The organism is Ensifer sp. VA4, from assembly GCF_055710065.1.
Map to the genome: position 1 here is coordinate 406,815 of NZ_JBVQPO010000003.1, position 24,611 is coordinate 431,425.

General features: G+C 62.8%; 20 protein-coding genes. 11 read left to right on the forward strand and 9 right to left on the reverse strand.

Features of this window, described 5'->3' with window-relative positions:
• Window positions 1-9: 9 nt before the first annotated feature.
• Together AC0C6X_RS07035 and AC0C6X_RS07040 are read right to left on the reverse strand one after the other, a co-directional pair.
• Window positions 10-960, reverse strand: a complete 951-nt coding sequence (locus AC0C6X_RS07035; protein ID WP_173518739.1) for a polysaccharide lyase family 20 protein — start codon at window positions 958-960, stop codon at window positions 10-12.
• A gap of 9 nt (window positions 961-969) precedes the next feature.
• Window positions 970-2,319 carry an adenylate/guanylate cyclase domain-containing protein gene (locus AC0C6X_RS07040; RefSeq protein ID WP_173518740.1) on the reverse strand — a complete coding sequence of 450 codons (1,350 nt, stop codon included), beginning with the start codon at window positions 2,317-2,319 and terminating at the stop codon, window positions 970-972.
• A 374-nt stretch (window positions 2,320-2,693) separates the two neighbouring features.
• On the opposite strand from AC0C6X_RS07040, the gene AC0C6X_RS07045 reads away from it, so the two are divergent.
• Entirely contained in the window at window positions 2,694-4,031 is a 1,338-nt protein-coding gene (locus AC0C6X_RS07045; RefSeq protein WP_472952303.1) for a nucleotide sugar dehydrogenase, read from the forward strand.
• A gap of 49 nt (window positions 4,032-4,080) precedes the next feature.
• Here the strand turns inward: AC0C6X_RS07045 and AC0C6X_RS07050 are convergent, their stop codons facing one another.
• Window positions 4,081-5,250 carry a DUF3095 domain-containing protein gene (locus tag AC0C6X_RS07050; protein WP_173518742.1) on the reverse strand — a complete coding sequence of 390 codons (1,170 nt, stop codon included), beginning with the start codon at window positions 5,248-5,250 and terminating at the stop codon, window positions 4,081-4,083.
• A gap of 278 nt (window positions 5,251-5,528) precedes the next feature.
• Here AC0C6X_RS07050 and AC0C6X_RS07055 point away from each other — a divergent pair, with 278 nt between their 5' ends.
• Entirely contained in the window at window positions 5,529-6,359 is an 831-nt protein-coding gene (locus AC0C6X_RS07055; protein ID WP_173518743.1) for an MBL fold metallo-hydrolase, read from the forward strand.
• Here the strand turns inward: AC0C6X_RS07055 and AC0C6X_RS07060 are convergent.
• The 6 genes from AC0C6X_RS07060 to AC0C6X_RS07085 all read right to left on the reverse strand — a co-directional run bounded on the left by AC0C6X_RS07060 (window position 6,346) and on the right by AC0C6X_RS07085 (window position 14,896).
• A complete protein-coding gene (locus AC0C6X_RS07060) occupies window positions 6,346-7,116 on the reverse strand; it encodes a polysaccharide deacetylase family protein (RefSeq protein WP_247959541.1) in 771 nt (256 codons plus the stop codon). The genes AC0C6X_RS07055 and AC0C6X_RS07060 overlap by 14 nt on opposite strands.
• On the reverse strand, window positions 7,113-8,210 hold the full coding sequence (locus tag AC0C6X_RS07065) for a glycosyltransferase family 4 protein (protein WP_173518745.1): 1,098 nt from the start codon (window positions 8,208-8,210) through the stop codon (window positions 7,113-7,115). The genes AC0C6X_RS07060 and AC0C6X_RS07065 overlap by 4 nt, the downstream gene beginning before the upstream one ends.
• A gap of 69 nt (window positions 8,211-8,279) precedes the next feature.
• Window positions 8,280-8,564 carry a hypothetical protein gene (locus AC0C6X_RS07070; RefSeq protein WP_173518746.1) on the reverse strand — a complete coding sequence of 95 codons (285 nt, stop codon included), beginning with the start codon at window positions 8,562-8,564 and terminating at the stop codon, window positions 8,280-8,282.
• Between the two features lie 38 nt (window positions 8,565-8,602).
• Window positions 8,603-10,057, reverse strand: a complete 1,455-nt coding sequence (locus tag AC0C6X_RS07075; protein ID WP_472952304.1) for an MltF family protein — start codon at window positions 10,055-10,057, stop codon at window positions 8,603-8,605.
• A 42-nt stretch (window positions 10,058-10,099) separates the two neighbouring features.
• Window positions 10,100-12,226 carry a mechanosensitive ion channel family protein gene (locus tag AC0C6X_RS07080; RefSeq protein WP_472952340.1) on the reverse strand — a complete coding sequence of 709 codons (2,127 nt, stop codon included), beginning with the start codon at window positions 12,224-12,226 and terminating at the stop codon, window positions 10,100-10,102.
• A gap of 108 nt (window positions 12,227-12,334) precedes the next feature.
• On the reverse strand, window positions 12,335-14,896 hold the full coding sequence (locus AC0C6X_RS07085) for an SH3 domain-containing protein (RefSeq protein ID WP_472952305.1): 2,562 nt from the start codon (window positions 14,894-14,896) through the stop codon (window positions 12,335-12,337).
• Window positions 14,897-15,352: 456 nt separating this feature from the next.
• Here AC0C6X_RS07085 and AC0C6X_RS07090 point away from each other — a divergent pair, with 456 nt between their 5' ends.
• From AC0C6X_RS07090 to AC0C6X_RS07130, 9 genes are all read left to right on the forward strand, one after another.
• Window positions 15,353-15,805, forward strand: a complete 453-nt coding sequence (locus AC0C6X_RS07090) for a helix-turn-helix domain-containing protein (RefSeq protein ID WP_173518750.1) — start codon at window positions 15,353-15,355, stop codon at window positions 15,803-15,805.
• Between the two features lie 27 nt (window positions 15,806-15,832).
• On the forward strand, window positions 15,833-17,704 hold the full coding sequence (locus tag AC0C6X_RS07095; protein ID WP_173518751.1) for an SARP family transcriptional regulator: 1,872 nt from the start codon (window positions 15,833-15,835) through the stop codon (window positions 17,702-17,704).
• Window positions 17,705-17,736: 32 nt separating this feature from the next.
• Window positions 17,737-17,958 (forward strand): hypothetical protein, encoded by a 222-nt coding sequence (locus AC0C6X_RS07100; protein WP_173518752.1) that lies wholly within the window; start codon window positions 17,737-17,739, stop codon window positions 17,956-17,958.
• 72 nt (window positions 17,959-18,030) lie between these two features.
• A complete protein-coding gene (locus AC0C6X_RS07105) occupies window positions 18,031-19,218 on the forward strand; it encodes a YcaO-like family protein (RefSeq protein ID WP_472952307.1) in 1,188 nt (395 codons plus the stop codon).
• Entirely contained in the window at window positions 19,215-19,940 is a 726-nt protein-coding gene (locus AC0C6X_RS07110; RefSeq protein ID WP_173518754.1) for a TfuA-like protein, read from the forward strand. The genes AC0C6X_RS07105 and AC0C6X_RS07110 overlap by 4 nt, the downstream gene beginning before the upstream one ends.
• A 65-nt stretch (window positions 19,941-20,005) precedes the next feature.
• Window positions 20,006-20,296: a hypothetical protein gene (locus AC0C6X_RS07115; protein WP_246304493.1), complete on the forward strand. Its 291-nt coding sequence runs from the start codon at window positions 20,006-20,008 to the stop codon at window positions 20,294-20,296.
• Window positions 20,297-20,896: 600 nt separating this feature from the next.
• Window positions 20,897-21,943 carry an isopenicillin N synthase family dioxygenase gene (locus AC0C6X_RS07120; protein ID WP_472952309.1) on the forward strand — a complete coding sequence of 349 codons (1,047 nt, stop codon included), beginning with the start codon at window positions 20,897-20,899 and terminating at the stop codon, window positions 21,941-21,943.
• A 27-nt stretch (window positions 21,944-21,970) separates the two neighbouring features.
• Window positions 21,971-23,332, forward strand: a complete 1,362-nt coding sequence (locus AC0C6X_RS07125) for an O-acetylhomoserine aminocarboxypropyltransferase/cysteine synthase family protein (RefSeq protein ID WP_472952310.1) — start codon at window positions 21,971-21,973, stop codon at window positions 23,330-23,332.
• A gap of 252 nt (window positions 23,333-23,584) precedes the next feature.
• Window positions 23,585-24,610 carry an NADP-dependent oxidoreductase gene (locus AC0C6X_RS07130; RefSeq protein WP_173518757.1) on the forward strand — a complete coding sequence of 342 codons (1,026 nt, stop codon included), beginning with the start codon at window positions 23,585-23,587 and terminating at the stop codon, window positions 24,608-24,610.
• Window position 24,611: the final 1 nt, after the last annotated feature.

Here is a 24,611-nt window from a genome sequence, read left to right on the forward strand (position 1 = left end):
TTCAGTTGGTTAGAGCGCAGGGCACGCCCCGCCCTTCAACACATCGGAGCAATTCGGCGAGCGACGGAAGTCGTCATAAAACAGCGTCCAGTCCGTCCCGTCGGCCGCACGGTAGGGGCCGAACTTGAAGTATTGGTTCTTCCCGAGCCCCTTGTCGTCGTGGCCGACGTGCCCCGTTACCGTGATGATCGGCTTGTCATTGGCGAACAGCTCGATGCGCCCCGTCCCATTGGCTCCCGGTAGCGTGTAGATCGCGAAATCGATCCAGCCGGATTTCGGGTCGGGCAGGGGGTTGCCGTGGTTCGTCACCTTGATGGCATCCGTGCAGGCATTGAACAGACTGCCGTCCTCCAGTTTCCAGTTGCTGTCGGCGGCGACCAGCATGCGCATCTGGTTGACGCCTGGCCGCCCCCACACGGGGATCTCGCCGGGCTTGCAGCTCGCTGGCGTACCTTCCGGGCCGGATGAGAGCGGCGCGATGTAATTCGTCTCCACCGTGACGAAGAGCTTGCCCGCCTCGAGGCGCAAGGCAAGGAACGGGCTGAAGTCGCCTTCGGCGCCGGGATCGATCTCGCGCTTCCATTGGGCGATCAGATAGCGATGATCCTCGTTGGGGATCGGATCGGCGAATTTGACTGCGAAGCCGTACCAAATCCCCTGGTCGTAGGGCACGCGAAGCGCCGTCTTCTCCCAGATCTCGGCTCGCTCGCTGCAACCGTCGAGCGAATCAGGACAGGTCGGAACGACGCTCAGTTTGAGCGCGCCCTTTCCGGTATGCGTGACCTGGCTTTGAAATTCGACCGTGCCGGCGCTCTGCTCGAAATTCTCGCGATAGTAAAGCCCACCTTCGGGCGCGAAGTTCTGTCCCTCGAAGCCGTCTGACAGTTTGGTTTCCCACGGCTGCGCCATCGCGCCCCCGGCCATGGCAATGCTGGCGGCGACAAACACGACTCGGAACATTCTTCCCCCTTATTGAAGCATCTTGTCGATGAGGCCGCGCGGCGGCTGTAGCGGACGAGTATTGCGATGAAGCAACATGACATGTTCCGCCTCGGAAAGTCCATCCTGCAACACATCGTCGAAGCGCTCGTCTGCCCTGGCAAGCAACGCCGCATCGTTGGGGTAGAGAATCGTGAATTTCTGCCGGACTCCGCGCAGTTTTTCCTGGCCGAGCGCCGTCCAATCTCCGCCGCAGTAGTTGACGAAGGCCTCACTGGCAACAACGCTATGCGCATATTTCTTGGTGAGGTTCTGCAACCGCTGCACTTCGTTGACGGCCGAGCCGAAAGCGGAAAAGGTCAGCCGGTCGCGCAAGCCAACGTTGCCGAACATCACGTTGCCGACATGGAGCCCGATACCGTAGCCAATCGGATCGCGCGCTTGCTTGCGCCGTTCGCCGTTCAACATCTCCATGCGCGCCGTTGCTGCGCGCACGGCGGAAAAAGCCTCGCGGGCAGCAAACTCGGACGGCTCCTTGTGGCGGCCGCACGGATAGACGGCGATGAACCCATCCCCGACGAAGCTCAGGATATGGCCGCCATTGCGGTTGAACGGCGCGGCGATCGCGTCGAAATAGGTGTTCAGCGTCTCGATGTAGGACTGTCGCCCTTCCTTTTCCGCCAGCATCGTCGAACGACGCATGTCGGCCATGACCAGGATCGCGCGCACCGTTTCCCCGTCGCCACGGCGGACCTGACCGCTCATCACGCGTCGACCGGCACTGGAACCGAGATAGGTGGTCAGCATGTTGTCGGCGAGTTTGCCGAGTACCGCCATCTTGGCAGCGACCGCGAGGTGATACTGCAGCTTCAGCAATGCCCCGATCACATCGTCGGTGAAGCCGCCGTGACGATCCGTCGTCCAGGAACCGACCATGCCGTGACCGGAATCGGCGCCGAGCGACTGCATGAAGGCCAGATAGTCGGTGGCCCCCATCTCCTTGAGGTCGTCGAAGATCGGGAACTCGGACGGGGTATCCTGATAGATGCGCCGCCGGACATGTTCGAGATTGTTGTTGAGCAGATAGTAATAGGGGCTCTGGAGGAAACGCTCCGGATTGAGCGCCAGCTCTTCGTGCCGAAGGCCGCTGACCTCGACGCCCTTGCCGCGGATCCAGGTAAAACCAAGCGCATCATAGAGCGGATGCAACATCGAAAAGGACAGATGAACGCGCATCAGCGGCAGGCCGGCGGCGGCGAGCCGCTCGCAGAAGCCTTTGACGATCGTCTCCAGCGGTGCGTCGCTCAGCGATGTCCGCATCAGCCAGTCGGCAACCTTGTCGATGAGGATTTCGGATACGTTGTCGTTCGTCGGGGCCATTTCGCGTCCTCACCATGACAGACCGTCCCGCGTCAGCATCCGGAGACGACGAACGCCCCGGCAAAGTGCCGGTCCATGTTCGCGGGGGGATGATGATGAGCCGTGCCCGTTAAGAAAATGCTCCAGCCGATTCCGGCGTCAATGACGTGCAGGCACCCGGAATGCGGCACTTATATGTTGCAGATATTGATCCCGCCTTGCGATTTCCAGAGGCCCGGCAAAGTTTTTCTCGCACGAAGAATTGATAGCCGGCTCAAGGGCCTGAATGCAGGCGTGACGCAGTGCCTCGCTTGACTTGCCGCTTGTTTCTCTCCAACAAACCACGACATGTTCGCGCGGGCGCCACCGCCTGCCACGAGATCCGGAAAACAAACTTGACCTCACCTCATTACGAAAGCCTGCTCTCGTCCATCTCCGCCTTGAGCGCCACGGTTGGCGTCATCGGTCTCGGCTATGTCGGCCTGCCGCTCGCCATCGCCGCTGCTCGCGCGGGCTTCGTCGTCACCGGCTTCGACATCGACCCCACCAAGATCGTCGCGCTCGACGCGGGCAAATCCTACATCGCCGCCGTATCGGACGCAGCACTTGCGAAAGAGAACAGTGCCGGCCGCTTCCGCTCGACCACGGACTTTCAAAAGCTGACGGACTGCGACGTCATCATCATCTGCGTGCCGACCCCGCTCACCAAACACCGCGATCCCGATCTTTCCTTCGTCGAGAAGACGTCACGGGCGATCGCCGCGACCCTGAGGCCCGCACAGCTCGTCGTCCTGGAATCGACCACCTATCCCGGGACGACCGACGGCGTCGTGCGCACGATCCTCGAAGAAACCGGGCTCAAATCGGGCAGCGATTTCTTCGTCGGCTTTTCGCCGGAGCGTGAGGATCCCGGCAACCCGACCTACGAAACCGTCAGCATTCCGAAGGTCGTCGCCGGCGACGGACCGCAGGCTTCGGCGTTGATGGAGCGCTTCTACGCAGCCGTGGTGAAAACCGTGGTGCCGGTCTCCTCCAACGCCACGGCGGAGGCGGTGAAACTGACCGAGAACATTTTCCGCTCGGTGAACATCGCCCTCGTCAACGAATTGAAGATCGTCTACGAGGCGATGGGCATCGACGTATGGGAAGTGATCGAGGCGGCGAAGACCAAGCCGTTCGGCTACATGCCCTTCTACCCCGGCCCGGGGCTCGGCGGTCACTGCATACCGATCGACCCCTTCTATCTCACCTGGAAGTCGCGGGAATACGAACTGCCGACACGCTTCATCGAACTTGCCGGCGAGATCAACTCGGCCATGCCCCGTCATGTGATCAGCCGACTTGCCGAGGCGCTCGACCGCAAGGCCGGCAAGGCGCTCAGCCGTTCCAACGTCCTCGTCGTCGGCCTCGCCTACAAGAAGAACGTTCCGGATATTCGCGAAAGCCCGTCGCTGCGCCTGATCGAATTGATCGAAGAGCGCGGGGGCCGCACCGCCTATCATGACCCCCACGTCGCCGAGATCCCGCCGACACGCGAACATGGTGCGCTGAAGGGCCGGCGTTCGGTCCCGCTCGACGCGCAAACGGTCGCGGCGTTCGATGCGGTTCTGATTGCCACCGACCACGACCAGGTGGACTACGCCGCCCTTGCCAATTCCGCCTCGCTCATCGTCGATACGCGCAACGTCTTTTACCGCAACGGCTTGACCGGCGACCATATCGTCAAGGCTTAGCCCGATCTGGCCCGGGAGGTCTGAAAATCGGGCGGCAGCTCGCGTGTGTCTACGCCGCCTGCACGCGCGCCAGCGCGGCCTTGAGCTTGCTTGCTGCCACCGCATAGCCGCCCGACGCGCCGTCGACGAAATGCATGTGATCCCGTGTCATCGGCGTCGGCACGATGCAGGTCATCAGCGCCGAGCCCTGTTGATGCAGGCCATAGTGCCCGACACCCGCCGCCTCGGCCTGCCTTAGCCGCGTCTCGATCCGTCCGAGCCGTTCGGCACTGATGTCGATCGTCATTTTCAGCCCATCATCGAATTTGCGGAAATCCGTGTTGTCGGCGAGATCACGACGGTAACGGCCCGTGTCGAATGATCCAAGATTCCAGCCCATCCTGAGGCAGACGAACAGCACCAGCGTCTGCACGGTGATGAAGCAACGGGCGAGGAAGCGCCGTCCTTTTGGTGCCACAGCCCGCGTCTCGGCATCGATCCCCTTGAAGGAGAACCGCGGATTCGGCCCGAGTTCAGGAACCGGATGGCCGTTGCGCTCCTCCTCGTCGGCCAAAGCGACAATATCGGCGATCAGCGACTGGAATTCTGCTCCATTGCCTTTCGGTCCGGGCACGGCGATGATCGACGCAATGGTGCCATGGCGGGACTCGATCGGGTTCCAGCGACAGGAGAGCCCGGTCAAATCAGGCCGGCTGCCGGGGATCGCGGCACCGACGGAATAGCGACCCGCCTTCATCGCCGCCTCGGCCCAACTGGCGCCACCGCCCGCAAACATCGCATAGGAAACTTCTTCGCTCGCCTTGAAGCGGGCGACGCGCATGTCGAGGCCGTTTGCGCGGATATCGCTGACCGGCACCAGCGCGGCGCGCAAGTCGAGCCCAAGTTCCTCCGCCACCCAGGTCTTCACGGCGGCGAGTGCGTCGCGGGCGCGATCCTGCATTGGCGCCGGCAGCGCGGCGAGCGCGCCGTCACCCCCGAAAACAAAGGGCATCGACTTTTCTTCGAGTGCGTTCATCAACGCCGAAATGACGCTGGCGCCTGCCATGTTCACGGTTTTGTAACGGCCCTCGGCGATCGCGCCGGTGGAATTGACGATGTCGGCAACGGCAAGAATCCAGCTGTCCGGCAGCGGGCGATAGTTCGCCTCGTCCGCGACCCCTTCGAACGCATCGAAAAGGGGGACGCTGTCGTAGAACCGCCCGTCTGCTGTCTCAACCATGCGTGACCTGTTCCCTACGTTACTGCGTTCGATAGACAATCCATATAAGAGCGCAACAAAAAGTTTCACATGCCGTTGCCAAGGCCCCGCAATCTGTCCGGCGACCCCCGCTATAATGCGGTTCCGTCGGGCGATTTCCAATCAGGCGCTGTTGGCGACGCTAAGGTTACTTTCCAAATAATAACCCATGGCATTGCAGGGGTATGGCCATCTGTGCTTGTTTAACAGTCACACAAGGATCAAAATGACCCGAGCGTGCGTAGTGAAGCCGAAACTGAATGCGTGACGACAACTTTCGAGTGCGGTTCTGGGGCGTAAGAGGAAGTTTGCCGGTATCCGGCCAACAATACGTCGCCTATGGGGGAAATACATCCTGCATCGAAGTTCGATGCGGCAAGGATGTTTTGCTCTTCGATGCGGGGTCTGGGCTGCGCGAAGCCGGTTACTCGCTGATCGCCGAGGGCGTCGACCGGTTCGACCTTTTCTTCACCCACAGCCACTATGACCACATCATCGGCCTTCCCTATTTCAAGCCGATCTACAAGTGTCAGAATTCGGTTCGCTTCTGGTCGGGCCACCTGCACGGCAGCATGACCACCAGGGAAATGATCCGTGACTTCATGCGCCCGCCATGGTTCCCGGTGGACCCGGATATCTGTCAGGCAAGCCTCGACGGCATGGATTTCAAGCCCGGCGACGTACTGACACCGCGCGAAGGGATCACGATCCGCACGACAAGTCTCAATCATCCCGGCGGCTGTGTCGGCTACCGCGTCGAATGGAACGGCCGCGCCGTCGCTCTCGTCTACGACACCGAGCACGAGCCCGGCATTCTGGATCCCGCCGTTCTCGAACTGATCGCCGGCTGCGACCTGATGGTCTACGACTGCACCTATCTCGAGAGCGAGATGGATCATTTTCAGGGCTATGGACACTCGACCGGCATGCATGGCGCCCGGCTGGCGATGGCCGCCGGGGTCAAGCAGCTCGCCATGTTCCATCATGATCCGTCCCGCACCGACGAGGCGCTTGCCGCCATGGAGCGTGACATTCGAGCCACCTTCGCCGGCGCCTTTGCCGCCCGCGACGGGCAGTTCATCGATCTGTAAGGTCGCCGCCGGCAAGCCAGCGACAGGCAGGATGTCTGCTGGTCGCTGCGAAGAGCTTTTCGAGGAACGCCCATACTCCCTCGTCGTGAACCAAGTGATGCGTCAACACGCCGATCATGCGGCCCTTCTGGTCTGCTCTCTCATCGACATCGCCGGATACTTGCCGAAGCCTCGCGAGGATGTCGGCGACGATCAGGGCATGGTCGCGGCAGCCGCGTGTCCCGCGCCAGTCCATCACGTCGACATGGGTGTTAACGAGCTTGAACGGTGACGGCTTTTCCGGACCGAAGATCGAGAGCGCCTTGAAACCGACATCGGGCAAGCCGTCGAGAAGGGCTGGATCGATCCGGTTCCACGGCGGAACGAGCATCGGCACGAAGCTACCGGGGAAAAGCGCCTGCAGGCGGCTATAGCCGCGCTCGAGTTCGTGGAGCACCGTGGCGCGCGGCCGGTGTGCGCCGAGCTCCTGCTTCTTTTCCTCAGGCGGCGCGTGATTGCGATGCGCCCAACCGTGCACCGCAATGCTTGCACCTTCGAGCCCGTCGAGGCGGCGCGCGAGCGCATCGCCGGCCTGGGCCGGCGGAACGGCCAGAACCACCGGAAATGCGTGTCGGTCGATCAGCGACAGCAGGCGATCGAGCGCCGCCGTCGGTTCGGCTGCGTCGTCGTCCCGCAGCCAGAAGTCCACCTGCCGCCCCGACGCCGCAACGCGATCGAGTTCCGCAGCAAAGCGCTGCCAATGGATTTCTTCGGTCATGCCGGCCTCTCCAGGAATTCATCGAAAATCGAGCGAAGCCGTCGAGCGGCTGCCGGAAACGAACGCTCCTCATGAACGAACCGTCGGGCGGCTGCGCCCAATCGCCATCGGCGTGCCGGGTTCTCGATCAGGTCGCGCATCGCCGCCGCATAGGCATCGATATCCCCGTCCGGCGTCAGCAACCCGGTCTCCCCGTGCCTCACGACCTCGGGCACACCGGCCGTTCGCTGGGCAACGACCGGCAGACCGGCCGCCTGCGCTTCGAGATAGGCAAGCCCGTAGGCCTCGCCGCAGCCGGGCCACACGTAAAGGTCACCGCCTGCAAGAATTTGCGGAAGCTCGGCTGCATCCTTTTCGCCAAGCCACACCAATCGGTCGGGAGGCAAGGAAGTGAAGGTTTCTTTGACCGCCTCCCGGCAAGGCCCGTCGCCGACGATCGTCAAGGTCCAGGCGGTGGCAGCAAGGCGCATCAGCGCCTGCGCCAGCATGCGGTAGCTGTCCATCTTGTCGCCGCTGCGCATCATCGCGACCACGACCATCCGGCAATCGGCATCGGCCCGCGGCTTGGTTTCAATGAATGGCGCCGCATCGATGAACGGCGCGAGCATCGTGTGGCGGCAGGAAGGCGCGGCTTCAAGAAGGCCGTCGCGGTCGCGGTGTGTCAGGCAGATATTGACGGCCGCCTGCGAGATGGCCGCAAGAACATGCCGCTGGGCTATGGCCCGGATACCCTCGTTCCGCCGCATCGAATAGGACGCTTCAGCCGTCACATAGGGAATGGAAAATTCGTCTGCGAGCCCCGGCCCGAGAAGGTCCGGCGCCTTGTAATAGGGGTGGTAGCAGAACCAGAGATCGGGCGCGCCCTCGCTGCGCCAGAGTGCCCGAAGGCGCGCGGCCTCCGTGTCCGCCGCAAGCTCCAACGCGTGGAAATCGTGATCGGATGGCGTCGCCATGAAGCTGCGCAGGTCGGATGCAATGGCAACCTCGTGCCCATCGATCCGAAGGGCCGCCATCAGCATGCGCGCCATCAGCCGGTCACCTGACGGCACCGGGTGATCGGGGGATTTCAGCGGTGCATAAAAGGCGATCTTCATCTGCAGCGAGCTATCGTGCCTCCGCGCGAGACTGTCAACCAACCGAGTCCGGCACGCACCTTAGGTTCATCAATCAAACGGCAAATCATAGTAGTCGCGCCGGATAAGTTTCAGCGTGCGATCCGGCTGAATGACATAGGTCTCCTGAACGAAACTGTTGCCGCTCGTGAAGCGGTGCGGGACGATGCTGCCCACGGGCGCCTTCGTCAGTTTTGTCCGGGGCTGGCCACCATAGGTGATGCTGCCCGGGATCGGCTCGATGTCTGGCGTCGTGCAGCCGGCGAGCGTCAGAGCGAAAAGGCAAAGAAGGGCTGCCGATCGCCTCACGGGCGCATTGCTTTTCACCGCGACCATTTCGAAACCTCCACTTCCGGCGAACGCGTGCGCCGCACCTATGGCGCGGTGGGTGCCGCCTTGTTTTCAACTTTTGCCGCGGCCGCGTCGGCGTCATGGGCCTCGAGCAGGCTGTAGGCGACATAGTATTTATAGATGTTGCTGACATATTGAACCGTCTCGCGCCCCACGATCGCGGCAGCGGCGTTTTCGACATTTCCGAACCAAACGTTCGGATCGAGTCCCATCTCCTTGGCCTTCGTTCGGAACTTGCGCAGGTTCCCAGGCCCGGCATTGTAGGCGGCGAAAGCGAACAGCAGCTGGTCTCGCGGCGTGACCGCCGGATCGTTGATATAGGTGTCGATGAGGAAACGCAGATACTTCGATCCAGCCTCGACGTTCAGGTTCTCGTCCTTGTCGATGCCGCGAATGTCGACCGACTTGTCGGCCGCGGTCGATGGCAGCAATTGCATGATGCCAACGGCGCCGCGCGGGCTGCGCCTGGACTGGTCGAGTTGCGATTCCTGATAGCCCTGGGCCATCAGCATCAGATGATCGAAGGAATAGTTGCCTCCGTGCTTGCGGAAGATCTCCACCAGTTGCTTGAAGCGCTCGACATCATCAGGCGCATAGGCGCGCTTCAGCATCTTGTCGCTCTTGTAGTATTTGTTTCTCAGGATGTTGCCGAAGGTCGTGCCGATCCGATGCCCCTTAACGAATCCGTCCAGGACGGCCTTGAATTTCGGGCTGTTCTTGCGGATCGCCCAGGCAATCTGTCCATGATCCGAAATGACGATATCGTCGCGCACCTTAATGTCGGTCAAAACCCTCGACCAGATACCCACCTTGTGCCCGTCGACGACGGTCCACGACAGCAGACCGGCATTGACCATCTCCAGGATGTCTTCGTCCTCAAGGTTCTCGTCGATGTCCTTCAGCGCGATCGGCGCACGGCCCACCTTCTTGAAATTCGCGCTGAGCGCCACCAGGTGTTCGTAATAGCTGCTCGAGCGGCGCACGTGGATCTCCTGACCGCTCAGGTCGTCGAGGCTGGCGATTGCCGGTGCCGAAGGACCGGTAACCAGCACTTCCTTGGCCTCCTCGAACAACGGCGCGGTAAAGTCCACCTTGGCAAGCCGCGTCTCGATGATCGTCAGATTGGCCATGACGACATCGCCAAGGCCCTCCTCAAGCGCCGACAGCAACCGCGCGCGGGGCACGGGCACGAAACCGACATGGATCTTGTCGACCTGCTTCTTGCGGCCTTTGTTGAGCTCTTTTTCGAGAGCCATCCCTGATTCGACCGCCGTGCCGAGCTGCTGGCCGCGGTCGATGAAGTAGATCGTCTTGCTGAACGGCACGAGGATGCGGACAATCCGCCTCTTTTCCATCCCGTCGAAATCGTCCTTGTGCGGAACGAACATCGACCGGACGAATTGCTCGCTCGATTGCGCCAAGGCGCTGCCGCCTGCGAAGAACACGAACAGCAACATCCCCAATAGAACGCGCTTCATGGTCGGCCTCCCCAGCCCCTGGAAAACCTGTCGACGAACCCCCTATTCCTCTGGCGGCCCTCCCTCCCCGAGGGCTGCGGCGGCATTCTTCTTGGCGATGGCATCGCGGGTGGCGGCAGCGGCGGCAGCAGAATGCTGCTGCTCGTCGCCGGCCACCTGCACCGTCGGCGAGGCGAAGTTGATGCCGTTTTCCTTGAAGGCTTCCTTGATCATGACCTGGGCCCGGCGTCTGACCTGGGTCTGGCTGCCCGGCTTCGTCTTCATGGCGAAGCTCAGGGTCATCCCATAGTCACCAAAATTCTCGACGCCCTTCATCTTGACCGTTTCCAGGATCAGTGGCCCGATATCCGGATCTTCGAGCAGCTTGGCACCGATGCCCTTCACCAGCTTCTTCACCTTGGCGACATCGGCATCGAACGAAACGTTGATCAGGAACTTGTCGATCACCCAGTCACGGCTCATGTTCTGCACCGCGCCGAGCGAGCCGAAAGGCACGGTAAAGACCGGGCCGCGGTGATGCCGGAGCTTGACGGAACGAATGCTGAAGGATTCGACCGTGCCCTTGTAGCTGCCGCTCTGGATATATTCCCCGATGCGGAAAGCGTCATCCATCATGTAGAAGATGCCGCTGATGACGTCCTTGACGAGCGTTTGCGAGCCGAAGCCGATGGCTACGCCGAAGACACCGGCACCGGCGATCAGCGGGCCGATTTCCACTCCGAGGCCGGACAGCACCATGAGCACCGCCACGACGGCGATGATGGCAGCGAGGAAGTTGCGCAGGATCGGTAGCAACGTCATCAGACGGGTGTTGCGGGCGCGCTCGGCCGGGTCCTCGGTCGCGTGATTGGCCTGCTTGACGCGCAGATTGATGAAACCCTTCACGAGCTGCCAGATGAGGTCTGCCGCCAGCAGAATGACGATACCGGCGAGCGCCCCGCGGACCACCCGATTGAAGGCGTCGTCATGCATCATCGCCGTGGCACTGACCTTGAAGACCAGCGCCAGCCAGCCGGCCGCCAGAGCGATGACCAGCAGCCGCGCGCCGCGCTCGACGAAGATATTGCGCATCACACGCGTGTCGTCTTCGGCAGACGCAACCAGCATCGTCTTGGTAAACGCACTGGTGAAGCGCAGCAACGGCGGTATGCCGATCACGTAGAGGCCGATCCAGAACAGCACGTCCATCCCCGCGACCCACAGCATCCACAGCACGACCAGGAAGGCGATCAGCAGGATATTTCCGACGATGCGGCGCGAGCCGACGACGTTACCGGTGGGCCGGCGCACCACCGTCAAGATCCCGAGCGCCAAGACCACCAGGCCAAGAGCCGCGGCGACGAGATCGTGCACGTCAGTGGGAATGGAAAGAGCCAGCATCGCATCGCCGACACCCCAGACCAGCGCGGCAGCGCCGATCAGCCACAGGCTGTGCCGGTACCAGAAGCGGGCATCGTCCGGCGTCAGCGACATGTAGCCGACCCGTCCATCTGCACTCTCCTCGCTTGCCGGTCCGCCGGTCAACACAGCCGAGGCGATGATCATCAGCAGGCGGGCGCCGATCCAGGCGCCAAGCAGCGGCGCGATCGTCGTCTCCAGCCGCCGAGGCCAATCGGCGATCGCAAGCACCGACATGCTGGCGGCCGCGAAAACGATGAGCGGCAGGACCCGTGTCAATATCGTCCGGGCCGGCCCGGTCAGGACCGCACCCTGCAGGCTGCGCTTTAACACCCAACGCAGCAGATATTCGGCGCCGTAGCCGATCAGCAGGATGAGGAAGAAGCCTTTGAGGATCGGAGCGGCGCCGTGGTTTTCCATGTCTCCGGCCAGGCGATCCCGTGCGGCTTGCATTTCCGGGAGAACGCGCGGCACGGCATTGGTGATGCCTGTCAGGTGGCGCCTGATTTCAGCCGTCCACCGGGCGACGACCCCCGTCGCCGGCGCCTCGGTCGCAGCCGGAGTGACGGCAGGCGTCTGTTTCGTCGAAAGCCACTGCTTCACTTCGGGATCGTCGAGAAGCTGGATCAGTTGCTGGACCTTGGCAGGCGGCGCGGCGGGCGCCGCTTCCTGCGCAAATCCCTTGGAAACGGGACCGAAGACAATCGAAAGGAACACGAGAAGGCCGATGATCGGCCCTAGAAAACGATGCGACGACCCGACACAGCCCATTCTTACCACCCCCATTGACCATGCCGGTCCCCCGACCGGCACGATTCTCAACCTTTTCAAATGCTAACATACCTATAGGCGGTTCTGCCAACGCCCTTTCGCCGCAGATCAACGACGTCGGAAGCCGCCGCCGCCATGGAACCCGCCGCCCCCGTGGAAACCACCGCCTCCCTGGAAGCCGCCACTGCCATGGAAGCCGCCTCTCTCGAAGTCACCGCCACCGAAGCCACCCGGACGGTCAAAGCCACCGCCTGCGCTGCTCGGGAAGTTCAGCGGCCGCTCATCGAAGGACTGACGCCCGAAGGAACGCTGGTTGCCGAGCTGTCGCCCGATATTGTCGATGGCCAGGTGATCGGGCGCGCGGTCCAGCGTTCGCGCGCCCGCTCCCTGGCCGAAATCGATCTGCTGGTTCAGGCTCTGGGCCGCGTCCGGGTGCCTGGCAGAAAAGTGTTCGCCCGCCTTGGCCCTGTCCTGGATCGAAGGCTTGTCGACCGGCTGCCAGCCGTCCGGAGTGTGCTTCTGCCATTGTCCGTCGTCGCGGCGATAGACGTTTCCGTCGCGCCCGGCATAGACGTCGCCGCCCTTGCCGTCGGCGACAAAGCCGTGATTGCCGTCCGACGTGCGCCAATGCATACCGGCGCCGTCCGCGGTCGAGCCGCCGGAAATGCGCGCATAGTCGGAACCATGCTTGACGGCCGCCGTGCCCCAGCTCCCGTAGACATTGTGCCCGCCGCGCGCGATCGCAGCGTTGCCAGTGCGCGGGTTGTAGGCGGCAAGGAAGCCCCGGTCACCGTTCGGCCCGTAGCCGACGGTACCGCGCATATAGGTGCCGGTGCGTGGATTGTAGGCCGCACCGGCGGCGATGCCGCGATAGGGACCGTACGCATAGCCATAGCGGCCGAAGGTCCCGACGGCCGGGTTGTAGAACGCACCGACGCCATAGGTCACGGGACGGGGATAATAGGGCCAGTAGCCGCCGCCGGCCCAGCCATAGTCCCAATAATCGTCATAGTACCAGCCAGTGCCGTAGACGAAGGTATCCCCGGCGAGATAGGCGCCGAGATAGCCCATCGTATAGCCGAACCAGACGGCATCCGGTTCAGTTTCGTAGATCCGCACATAGGTGACGTTGTAGACCGGCGAGGACGGCGGGATCTTGTAGATCTCGTCGGGCACCGCCTTGGCGACGCTGAACGGTCCAGTCGGCGTGTCGCCGACGAACCATATACCGTCCTTCACCACGAAGTATTGGTCACCGACCTTGATGACGCTCTCGTTCGTGTTCACGGCGTAGGTGAGCGAGGTGCCGTCGATCTTTTCGAATTTCGGATCGCCACTATAGGTGACGTCCGCCTTGACCGACCCGTCGAGCGCCACACGCGCCTTTTCGGGGATGCTTGCCTTCAGCCGCGCCTCGGCATTCTCGGACGTACCGGGAACGGACGAGCGCACCGTGTAATAGGCGGCGTCCTGCGGGATGTTCTGGAAATCTTCGGGAAGCTTGGGCGTGGCGAAAGTCCACGGGCCATCGAGCGAAGAACTCGCAAACCAGCGACCGGACACGAGGATATACCAGTTGGAATCTGCGTCGCGGTAGAAGACGTCGCTCTCGCTGTTGGTCGCAACCTTGAGGCCGGTGCCCGGTACCTGCTCGAGCTTCGGCTCACCGTCGAAGACGAGCAGTTCCGACGGCTTGTCCGAGTAGATGACCTTCGCCGCGGCGTCCGTCTCGGCCTGCGGCGGGATTGCCGCCTTGGCATCCTTCCAGTTGTCATCGTCCGGCAGCTTGCCGAGAATGTCCGGAAGCGATGAAGCAGGTTGCCACCCCGAGGCCAGATCCTTCGATTGCAGCCACGCCTTGTCGTTGCGCAGGTAATAGCTGCCGTCCGCATCGACCTTGAACAGGTCCCAATTGGTATTGACCGCGAAGGACAGGCCCTCGACGCCCTTGACCGGCGCGAACACCGCTTTGCCGTCGGTCTGCACCAGCACCGCCGGCTCGTTGCTGACGAAGATCGGCGGTGGATCGGCCTTCAGCCCCTCGACATTGCCGAGCCGCTCGTAGTCGGCGAGGCTCGCCGTCAACTTGTCCTCGGAAACCGTGATGGTTCCGACCGGCATCAGCTTGCCGACCTCGAGAGCGAGATCCGCCAGTTCCTTCCGATCGAGGACTGAGAAATTGATCTCCGTCATCTTGATATCCGAAACGACGACCTGGCCGGACGCGCTGTCGGCATCGGTCTTGCCGGTCACCCCGATGACACCGTAAATCGGCTTGGCGTCGTCGGACCGCTTGTATTCGGCAGCGATCAGCGCATCGAGGTCGGTGAAGTCCTTCCACGCGTTGATCTGCGGCTGATAGAGCGTGATGGTCGCGCCGCTGTCGGTCTTAAAGGCGCGCGGCCAGCCGAGCCCCTTGAGATCGGCATCGTTCAGATATTTGCCGCTGACGAAGCCGTTCTGGCCATCGAAGCTCACCGCGCACCATGTGCCGCCATCGTCGCATTCCTTGACGTCGACTTGCGCGCCTGCCGCAATCGTGCCGAGACTGTCGAAGCCGGTTCCCGGCCCTTCCCGGAAATTGACGGACGCGCTCGTCGTTGCGGGACCGGCCTCGGCCGGAACGGAAGCAATCGCGAACAGGGTCAAGGTCAAGGTCAATCTGCGCATTTGGTTCTCCGGCATCTGGCAGCGATCAGAACCGGCACCGCGCCGTCGCCCCTCGCGTAGATGGCGGGTGGGGAGCGGACATGGGACCGGGATCATCGCAGCATCCTCGGCAGCGGGAACAGCGCAAGTACGTAACAGTAACGGCGACTGTAACCGGCTGCTGAAAGGGACGGTAAGTCTCGGCCACAGGCCCCTCGGGCGGCCGCGTAAGACGAGATCGATTCGCGCGGGCGCGCTTCGCATTTCGGCGCAATCAGGGCAATCTGTCGCATATGGACCATCACAATTGGCGCGCTTGCGTGCCGATCACGGCAGCACCGGCCGGCTCATCCCTTGGAAAACCGGGACGGCGCCGCAAATCTCGGCGTTTTAGCCCGTAGTGATTGCATCAGGAGATTTATTCAAGCAAACTCATATGTATGATTTCGACCATTCCTACGTGCGGAGGACATGCAAGTGAACACAAAAGCCCCCAGCCAGATTGATGTCTTTGTCGGTTCCCGCGTCAGGATGCGTCGGTTGATGGCCGGGTTGAGCCAGGAAAAGCTGGCCGACGGCCTCGGGATCACATTCCAGCAGGTTCAGAAATACGAAAAAGGCACCAACCGCATCGGCGCCAGCCGTCTTCAGGCGATCGCCGATATCCTCGGCGTGCATCCGAGCTTCTTCTTCCAGGAAGGCGACGACGCCTCTGCTCGCACCGGCGCCGGCGACACGACCCGCGAACCGAGCGAGATCTCCTCTTTCGTTTCGTCGAAGGAAGGCATCGCCCTCAACCGCGCTTTCCTGAAGATCAGCGATCCGGTGCTGCGCAAGAAGATCATCTCGCTCGTCGCCGCCGTGGCCCAGACGCCCGAGACGGAAAGCAGCCGCGCAGGAACGAGCCACGCTCAGGATCTGCACGGATAAGCGTTTGCGCCCGACAGGAATGAGCGGATGACATTCAGACTGCAGACCCTCGGGCGCTTGCGTCTCGTCGACAAGAACGGGCGCGAAGTGGCCTTTCCGGAGAAGGGTCTGCTCATCCTTTGCCATCTGATCGTCGGCGGATATCGCGAACAATCGAGAAACGACATCGCGAAGCTGTTGTGGGACGAAGTCGTCCCCAGCCAGGCCTTCGTCAATCTGCGCAAGACAATCTCCCGGATCAGCGCGCGACAGGACGAACTCGGCTGCCATTTCCTGAGTTTCTCCCAATCGTCGGTCGCGCTCGACGTCGATCGGCTGCAGAGCGACCTGGACGAAATCAATCGAGACCCGGGCGATGCGCTCACCCGCTTCGAACTGGCGGCAACGACGTTCCAGGAAGATTTCCTCAAGGACCTGAAATCGCAGGGGCAATCGTTGCACGGCTGGATCGAACGGCAGCGCGGCGAACACATGACGCTCCTGCGCGAAAGCCTGATCGCAGCCGCGCCGGAAGCGACGAAGACCCATCGCAAACTGGTCAAGGCGGCTGCAGCGCGGCTTCTCGAGCGCAATCCGCTCGACGAGGATGTGCGCAAGATCCTAACTGAGGTGTTTCAGCTCGAAGGCAATCACCTCGAAGCGAGGGCAATCGCACACAGCAATGCGCCGGCCATTCCGGCCGTCGCGGAATGGCGACCCGCTTCGCCGATCTTCACGCCGGTCTCCGAGGCGGCCGCGGACCTGCGTCCGCCACGCGTCGTGCTGCTGCCGCCGAGCAACGGAGCGATCGACAGTCCCGGCACGCAGTTTGCGAGCGCCTTGATCGAGGACGTCACCATCGGCCTTTGCGGCCTTCGTTCGGTCTCGGTCATCGCCCCCTACACGGCGGCGCAGATCAGCCTCCAGGCCGACAAGGCAAACACCTACCAGAAGCACGCCATCAGCTACATCCTCGACACGCGCCTGACGGACGAAGGCAGCCGGCTCACCCTGTTCACGCAGCTGATCTTCTTTGCCAATGACGAAGTGATCTGGGCCGACCGCTTCAATCTCGACGGCGAAGGGCTGATGACCTCGCGGCGGGAGATTGCCCGGCAGATCGCCTATGCCATCGCCAGCCAGGTAGAGCGCAACGAGACGCACCGGAAGACCTACGAGACCAATGTTGGTTCCTATCGCAGCTTCCTGCTGGGCCAGCGCTACCTCAAGCAACTCAACCTTCCGGAGCTGCGGCGCGCGCGCAAGAGCTTCCGTGAATCGCTGTACGAAAATTCCGACTTTGCGCCAGCAATGAGCGGTCTGGCGCGCAGCTACTTCTTCGAATGGCTGTTGACGGCGCGCGGCGACAGCGAATTGCTGGCGCTTGCGGAACGGCACGCACGCGATGCAGTGGTGGCCGACGACACGCTGGCAACCGGCTACCGCGAGCTCGGCGTCGTCAAGCTCTATCTGAGACAGTTCGATGAGAGCATGGAATACCATGACAAGGCGGAGGCGCTGAGCCCGCAGCACGCCAACGTCATCGCGAGCTACGCCGACACGCTGGTGCAGGCGTCGCGGCCGGAGGGCGGCCTTCGCAAGATCCAAGCCGCGCTCGACCTTAACCCGATCGCGCCGGACGAGTATTTCTGGACCGCCGCCGGCGCCAGCTATTCGCTTGGCCAATACGAACAGGCCATCGCCTACATCGAGCGCATGCGCGATCCGACGCCCGCCGACCGGCTGTCGGCGGCAAGTTGGGGCATGCTCGGCAACAAGAAGAAGGCCCGCCAATTCGTCCGCAAGACGTTCGACGTACACCCGGATTTTAATCTCGACAAATGGATGGCCATCGTTCCCTTCAGGGAAGAGTGGCAACGAGTCCACTATTGCGAAGGTCTGCGCAAGGCAGGCTTCTGAGATCTTCGTTCAGCGAAAGCCAGGAGGGGCAAATGGCGAAAGTGGTGGTAATTGGCGTGGCGGGTGACGATCGGCTCTGGATGGCCGATCTGGATGCGGGAACGGTGACACAGATTCCGGCGCCGACACAGGGGCCTTTGGCAGCGGCCAATGACCTGCGCGTCAACGGTGGCGCAACGGTACACAAGGGCGTCAACCTCGCCGTCCTGGCGGCCTCGTCCGACTCGGTATCCGGCGGGTTCATGGACGGCTGACGCCGACAGGTGGCGCAAGTCAGCGGAATTGACCGGGCGTCGGACGATTGTTTCAGCCGTTCGACGCCCGGCGTGCTTTCATACAGCGATCGCGCCTGCCCACCGGAAGAGACCCTCCGGCGCATCGAACCGCTTTTGCCGAAATTCGGCGTCAGCAGGCTTGCGCGCCTGACCGGGCTCGACAAGGTCGGAATTCCCGTCTGGAGCGCCATTTCTCCGAACGCGCGGTCGATCGTCATCAATCAGGGCAAGGGCGTCACCGACGATGACGCCAAGGTTTCGGCCGCCATGGAGGCGCTCGAACGCGCCGTTGCCTGCGCTCCATCGGTGCCGGCCAGCATGGCGACCCGACAGGCATTATGTGAAAGCGGCGATCGGGCGTTGACGCTTCCGGGATTGATCGCCAGCGGCCAGCCGGATCTCGGCGACGATGAGACGATCGCCTGGCTTCGCGGCTTCGATCTCTCAGACGGAGCCACCACCTGGGTGCCGCTTCAGGCGACCACGCTCGACCGGACCATCGAAGGCTGTCGATACTGGCAATCCTCGGATGGCCTCGCCTCCGGCAACACCCGGACGGAAGCCATTCTGCACGGACTGCTTGAGCGGATCGAGCGCGACGCCGAAACGCTCTGGCGCCTGTTGCCGCTCGGCGCCAAGCTCGGAAGTTGCATCGATCCTGCGTCGTTCGAGGATCCGATCCTCGACGCGATGCTTCGTCAAATCATGGCCTGCGGCCTGCAATTGCGCCTCTTCGACGTGACCAGTGACGTCGCTATCCCCTGCTACGCAGCAACCCTTGCAGATGCCGGCATCTCGAGTGCACGGCAAGCCCGGTACCATGACGTGACGATCGGACATGGAGCTCACCCGGTAGCGCGCAGAGCCGCCATCCGCGCCGTGACCGAGGCAGCCCAGTCGCGCCTCACCTATATCAGCGGCGCCCGCGACGACGTTTTTCCCGAAACCTTTACCCGCCCCCTCTCTCGCGAGACGCAGCGCCTGTTCGAGGCGGCCCCGCAAAGGAAAGCCCCGATGCCGACAAACGCAGCAGGTGCACCGCAGGGACTGCTGCGCTTCGCAATGCAACGGCTCGAGGAGGCGCGTATCCGCTCGGCTGTGGTCGTACCGCTCGTCGAAGAAGGAGACATGCCGTTCTCCGTCGTCAAGGTTCTCGTTCCGGACCTCGAGAACCCCGACGGGTTGCGCAAGCGCCGTTTCGGCGAACGGGCGCTGGCGCGCGCGCTGGAGGTCGGATGAAGATCGCCTTCGTCGGGCCGAGCCTGCCGGACGCGCACCGCCTGGCAGCCGCCGCCATCACCGTCCTGCCGCCCGCCGCTCAGGGCGACATTCTGCGCGCGACCGAACGTGGCGCGACGGCCATCGGCCTGATCGATGGCAATTTCGAACACGTCGCCCCGGTTTGGCACAAGGAGATTCTGTATGCGCTGACGCAAGGCGTTCAGGTATTCGGCGCCGCCAGCATGGGGGCGCTTCGCGCTGCCGAATGCGCTCCCTTCGGCATGGTGGGCATCGGTGAGATCTGCCGACAGTATGTTGAAGGCAGGCGTGTGGACGATGCCGATGTCGCCCTGATCCATGGCCCGGCCGAACTCGGATACCTGCCGCTGACCTTGCCACTCGTCAACGTCGACATGACCCTTGGACGCCTACGGGAGCGTCAGTTGCTTCCGGCGGATGAGGTGGCGGCGCTCGGCGCCGCGGCAGCCGCCGTCTTCTACAAGGATCGCACCTGGACGACGATCGTCGAGCGCGCGGCACTTCCTGCCGGCACCAACCGCACCCGCCGCGCTGAGCTGCTTGCCGCAGAATTCATCGACCAGAAACGCATTGATGCGCTGCATTTGCTAGACGCACTGCACAACGCGCCCGACCAACGGACGGTTGTGGCGCGAGATTGGGAATTCAATTCTACCAGCATGTGGAAGAGGTTGTTCGGTCAACCTGACGCTTCATCTTAAGCGCGCGGTTTTCCCATACAACGTGTGTCACGCTCATGTCACGCGCACTGCGGCGCAGTCACGCTATGATTGACCACGCTGAACTGGATCTATCGATCCATAGGGAGCTGGGGAAAATGATGCTATCTTCATTTGCTGTACCGGTGGAACCGGAAGACAAGGAAAAGGAGCTGCTGGCATTGGCTCGCCTTGTCACCTATGCGCGAGATTCCGCCAAGACCCTCAATGTCGAAGGTGTGCAATATTGCCTCGAGCTGGCGCTCGCATCGCTGCTCAAGGAGGCTGGGGAATACGGTGACAAGAGGGCGCATCTCACCAACGAGCTGATGACGCGACCAAGCCTCGGTCGCTGCTGAGGCCGGCGAGTTCTGGGCGTTCAGCGTCCAGAATTGTGCAAACGTGAAAGATCATCCGCCGTTGCCGGGAACGATGGAATGATCTGAAAACCAAATCGCTAAAAAGCCCTGTCTGCAGACGTGCACGACAGGGCTTTTCATTTGCCGCCTGCGATTTCATCTCCGACGATGCGTCGTCGTGCGGCCTGCGGGGCACCGCAGTTTCGTCTTCCGCCGATCTGCCGCCGGCACCTGTCATCAAACATTTGAAGCTCAGTGCGAGATAGCGCTCGCCGGAGGCAAATGCAGGGGCTGGACGGATTTTTCCTGGAAGGTCGCCCCGTCCGAATGTTTGCTTCGCTGATCGCCGACAATTTAGTCCAGAATTTCCATAGATTTTATTGAATAAAGAGCATTACCGGGTAGGCTTGAACTGCCAGACACAAACGGGGATGCCATGAGCCAACTCCACTTCACGACCGGTGACTTGTCGCAGCGCAATCTCTTGCGACCAACCGCGGCTGCCGGACTCCCCCTTCCCACCTGCCCCTTCGGTGCAGCCGCCGCCCGCTCCGCTCAATGCGCGGGGTTTCGCCGGCCAGCGGCACGGGCCACGCAACAATGGAGACCAGCTTGAGCCAGACCAACCCAACCCTGCCTGTCCTCGACCTTTCGCGCTTTGCGGCGGGCCAACCCGAGCGGGCAACGGCGCTCGACGAATTGCGCAGCGTTGCCCGCTCGGTGGGCTTCTTCTACCTCGAAGGACACGGCATTCCGCAAGACGAGATCGACGGCATCCTCTCGCTTTCGCGGCGCTTCTTCGCACTGCCTGAGGATGACAAGCTGGCGATCGAAATGCGCAAGTCGCCGCACTTCCGCGGCTATAACCGCGCCGGCCTCGAATATACCCGCGGCACCCAGGACTGGCGCGAGCAGGTCGATTTCGGCCCCGAGCGTCAAAGCCTTGAGGTCACGGCACAGGACGCGCCGTGGAAGCGGCTGGTCGGCCCCAATCAGTTCCCCGATGCATTGCCCGAGTTGAAGCCGGCAGTCCTCGGCTATATCGAAGCCGTCACCGGGCTCGGCATTCGTCTGATCGAGATCTTCTCCGAGGCGCTCGGCCAGAAGCCCGATGTCTTCGGGCCGATCTATCGCGACGGCCCCAACCAGCTTCTGAAGATCATCCGCTACCCCGGCCGCGACAAGACCGAGAGCGACCAGGGGGTGGGCGCCCACAAGGACGGCGGCTTCGTCACCATCCTGCTGCAGGACGTGGTCGGCGGCTTGCAGGTCGATGATGGCAAGGGCGGCTGGATCGACGCGCCGCCGAAGCGCGGCACATTCGTCATCAATGTCGGCGAACTGCTCGAACTGGCGTCGAACGGCTACCTGCTCGCCAACATCCACCGGGTGGTCACGCCGCCGGCGGGCGGCGACCGGCTTTCCGTCGCCTTTTTCCTCGGCGCCAACCTCGCCTCGACCATTCCGGTGCTCGACCTGCCGCCGGAGCTGGCGGCGCAAGTCCGCGGCGTGACCCAGGATCCGCAGAACCCGCTCTTCCACGAGGTGGGCCGCAATGTGCTCAAATCCCGGCTGCGCTCGCATCCGGATGTCGCGGCCGCGCACCACGCCGACCTCCTGGAGCAGAAGGCCGCCGTACCCGCCTGATCAACCTGAGAACCGAGGAGAAATGGCATGACGATCCATCAAAGGCCGGAAGAACCCGCAATCGAGATCAAGGCACCGACCGGGCTGCGGGAGACCGGCGGGCGACTGCATCCGGAAACCCTGGCGCTCCACGGAGGCAGCTACCGTTTCGACCCGGCAAGCGGCGCCGTCGCCGTACCGATCTACCAGACGACCTCCTATCAGTTGCCCGGCACGGATGGGGCCGACAAGCTCTTTGCGCTCGAGGCCCCGGGGCATCTCTACACCCGTGTCTCGAACCCGACCCAGGACGCCTTCGAGCAGCGCCTGGCGGAAATCGAAGGCGGCGCCGCAGCACTGTCGCTCGGCTCCGGCCAGGCGGCATCAGCTTTCGCATTGCTGAACCTTGCACGCGCCGGTGACAACATCGTCAGCGCCGCCGGCCTCTATGGCGGCACCTGGGCGCTCTTTGCCGCAACGCTGAAGAGCTTCGGCATAGAAGTGCGCTTCGTCGATGCCGCCGATCCCGAGGCCTTTGCCCGGGCAACGGACGACAGGACGCGCGCCTACTACGCCGAGTCCCTGCCAAACCCGAAGCTCGAAGTCTTCCCGATCGGCGAAGTGGCCGAAGTCGGCCAGCGCTTCGGCATTCCGCTGATCGTCGACAACACCGCGGCGCCGCTGACCATCCGCCCGTTCGACCACGGCGCGGCCGTCGTCGTCTATTCGACGACCAAATATATCGGCGGTCACGGCACCTCGATCGGCGGCGCGATCATCGACAGCGGCCGCTTCCCTTGGCATGAGCATGAGGCGCGGCATCCGAACCTGCACGAGCCGGACCCGAGCTATCAGGGCAAGACCTGGCTCGAAAAGGCCGCCGCGATCGCCTTCCATCCCTATATCCTGCGCGCCCGGGCGGTACTGCTGCGCGACCTCGGCGCCGCCATTAGTCCGTTGAACGCCTTCCAGTTCATCCAGGGGCTGGAGACGCTGCCGCTCAGAATCCGCCAGCACAACGAGAATGCGATCAAGGTCGCCGAGTTCCTCCTCACCCATCCGAAGGTCGGGCGCGTGGTCTTCCCGAAACTCCAGGAAGGCGAAGTGAAGGCCCGCGCCGAGAAATATCTCCAAAACGGGCACTATGGGGCTCTGGTCGGCTTCGAGCTGAAGGGCGGACGCGAGGCCGGACGCCGCTTCATCGACGGACTGAAACTGCTCTACCATGTCGCCAATATCGGTGATGCGCGTTCACTTGCCATCCATCCGGCAACGACGACGCACTCGCAGCTTTCGGAGGAGGACCAGCTGAAGACCGGCGTAACGCCGGGTTACGTCCGGCTGTCGATCGGCATCGAACATGCCGACGACATCATCGCCGATATCCGCCAGGCGATCGACGCGGCCTGACGACACGTTTCCGTGCCATCCTCCGCAGCCCGGGCCCTTGCGGTCGGGCTGCGGAGGTTTCTTTTGGCGGGCGAGAAATGCCCGATAGGCCGACGATCGCTTTCGTGCCACAACTGCCCGCCGGTCGCGGCGTCCGTGAAACGCTACCCGAACGCCCCCAACAGCGCCGAGCGTCAGACGCACGAAGGCTTTTCTGCATGTCTTCGTCCTTAAATCGAGGTCGATTCAAGGGGACATGCAATAGGAGAGATGATGAGCACGAATACCCAGATCCTGCTTGCCGCCCGGCCATCGGGCCGACCGACGCCAAGCGATTTCCGCATCGTCGAAGCGGCAATCCCCGAGCCGGCCGAAAGCGAGGTCCTGCTGAAGATCCTCTACCTCTCGCTCGATCCCTACATGCGTGGCCGCATGAACGCCGGCAAATCCTACGCCAAACCCGTGGAGATCGGCGCGGTCATGGAAGGCGGCACCGTTGCCCGCGTCGTACGCTCACGTCACCCGGACTTCACCGACGGCGACTTCGTGCTCTCCCACTCCGGCTGGCAGAGCTATGCGCTCTCGCGCGGTGCGGACCTGCGCAAGCTCGATCCGTCCGCGGCACCCCTGTCGACCGCGCTTGGCATTCTCGGCATGCCCGGCTTCACCGCCTATGCGGGACTGCTGACGATCGGCCAGCCGAAACCGGGCGAGACGGTCGTCGTGGCTGCGGCAAGTGGCGCCGTCGGCTCGGCGGTCGGCCAGATCGCACGCATCAAGGGAGCGCGCGCGGTCGGTATAGCGGGCGGAGCGGACAAGTGCGCTTTCGTTCGCGACACGCTCGGCTTCGATGCGGTGATCGATCACCGCGCTCCCGATTTCGCCGAGCAGCTTGCCACCGCGTGCCCCAACGGCATCGACGTCTATTTCGAGAATGTCGGCGGCCATGTCTGGGACGCGGTCTTTCCGCTGCTGAACGACTTTGCCCGCGTCCCCGTCTGCGGCTTGATCGCGCACTACAACCAGACCGGTGGTCCGCAAGCGGGCGGCGACAGGCTGCCGGGCGTCATGCGTGAAGTTCTGAGCAGGAGCCTGCTGATCAGGGGCTTCATCCAGCGTGAATTCGCCGGTCAGCGACCAGCCTTCTACCAGGAGATGGCAGACTGGATTGCGCGCGGCGAGGTTCGCTACAAAGAGGACATCGTCGATGGCATCGAGAACGCTCCCAATGCCTTCATCGGGCTGCTCGAAGGCCGCAACTTCGGCAAGCTGATCGTGCGGGTGGCCGCCGAGAACTGAA

Bases quoted from the DNA above. Each gene is read 5' to 3' on its own strand.
- AC0C6X_RS07035 (WP_173518739.1), bottom strand. From the start codon at position 960: ATGTTCCGAGTCGTGTTTGTCGCCGCCAGCATTGCCATGGCCGGGGGC.
- AC0C6X_RS07040 (WP_173518740.1), bottom strand. From the start codon at position 2,319: ATGGCCCCGACGAACGACAACGTATCCGAAATCCTCATCGACAAGGTT.
- AC0C6X_RS07050 (WP_173518742.1), bottom strand. From the start codon at position 5,250: ATGGTTGAGACAGCAGACGGGCGGTTCTACGACAGCGTCCCCCTTTTC.
- AC0C6X_RS07055 (WP_173518743.1), top strand. From the start codon at position 5,529: ATGCGTGACGACAACTTTCGAGTGCGGTTCTGGGGCGTAAGAGGAAGT.
- AC0C6X_RS07060 (WP_247959541.1), bottom strand. From the start codon at position 7,116: ATGACCGAAGAAATCCATTGGCAGCGCTTTGCTGCGGAACTCGATCGC.
- AC0C6X_RS07065 (WP_173518745.1), bottom strand. From the start codon at position 8,210: ATGAAGATCGCCTTTTATGCACCGCTGAAATCCCCCGATCACCCGGTG.
- AC0C6X_RS07070 (WP_173518746.1), bottom strand. From the start codon at position 8,564: ATGGTCGCGGTGAAAAGCAATGCGCCCGTGAGGCGATCGGCAGCCCTT.
- AC0C6X_RS07075 (WP_472952304.1), bottom strand. From the start codon at position 10,057: ATGAAGCGCGTTCTATTGGGGATGTTGCTGTTCGTGTTCTTCGCAGGC.
- AC0C6X_RS07080 (WP_472952340.1), bottom strand. From the start codon at position 12,226: ATGGGCTGTGTCGGGTCGTCGCATCGTTTTCTAGGGCCGATCATCGGC.
- AC0C6X_RS07085 (WP_472952305.1), bottom strand. From the start codon at position 14,896: ATGCGCAGATTGACCTTGACCTTGACCCTGTTCGCGATTGCTTCCGTT.
- AC0C6X_RS07095 (WP_173518751.1), top strand. From the start codon at position 15,833: ATGACATTCAGACTGCAGACCCTCGGGCGCTTGCGTCTCGTCGACAAG.
- AC0C6X_RS07100 (WP_173518752.1), top strand. From the start codon at position 17,737: ATGGCGAAAGTGGTGGTAATTGGCGTGGCGGGTGACGATCGGCTCTGG.
- AC0C6X_RS07110 (WP_173518754.1), top strand. From the start codon at position 19,215: ATGAAGATCGCCTTCGTCGGGCCGAGCCTGCCGGACGCGCACCGCCTG.
- AC0C6X_RS07115 (WP_246304493.1), top strand. From the start codon at position 20,006: ATGATTGACCACGCTGAACTGGATCTATCGATCCATAGGGAGCTGGGG.
- AC0C6X_RS07120 (WP_472952309.1), top strand. From the start codon at position 20,897: ATGGAGACCAGCTTGAGCCAGACCAACCCAACCCTGCCTGTCCTCGAC.
- AC0C6X_RS07125 (WP_472952310.1), top strand. From the start codon at position 21,971: ATGACGATCCATCAAAGGCCGGAAGAACCCGCAATCGAGATCAAGGCA.
- AC0C6X_RS07130 (WP_173518757.1), top strand. From the start codon at position 23,585: ATGAGCACGAATACCCAGATCCTGCTTGCCGCCCGGCCATCGGGCCGA.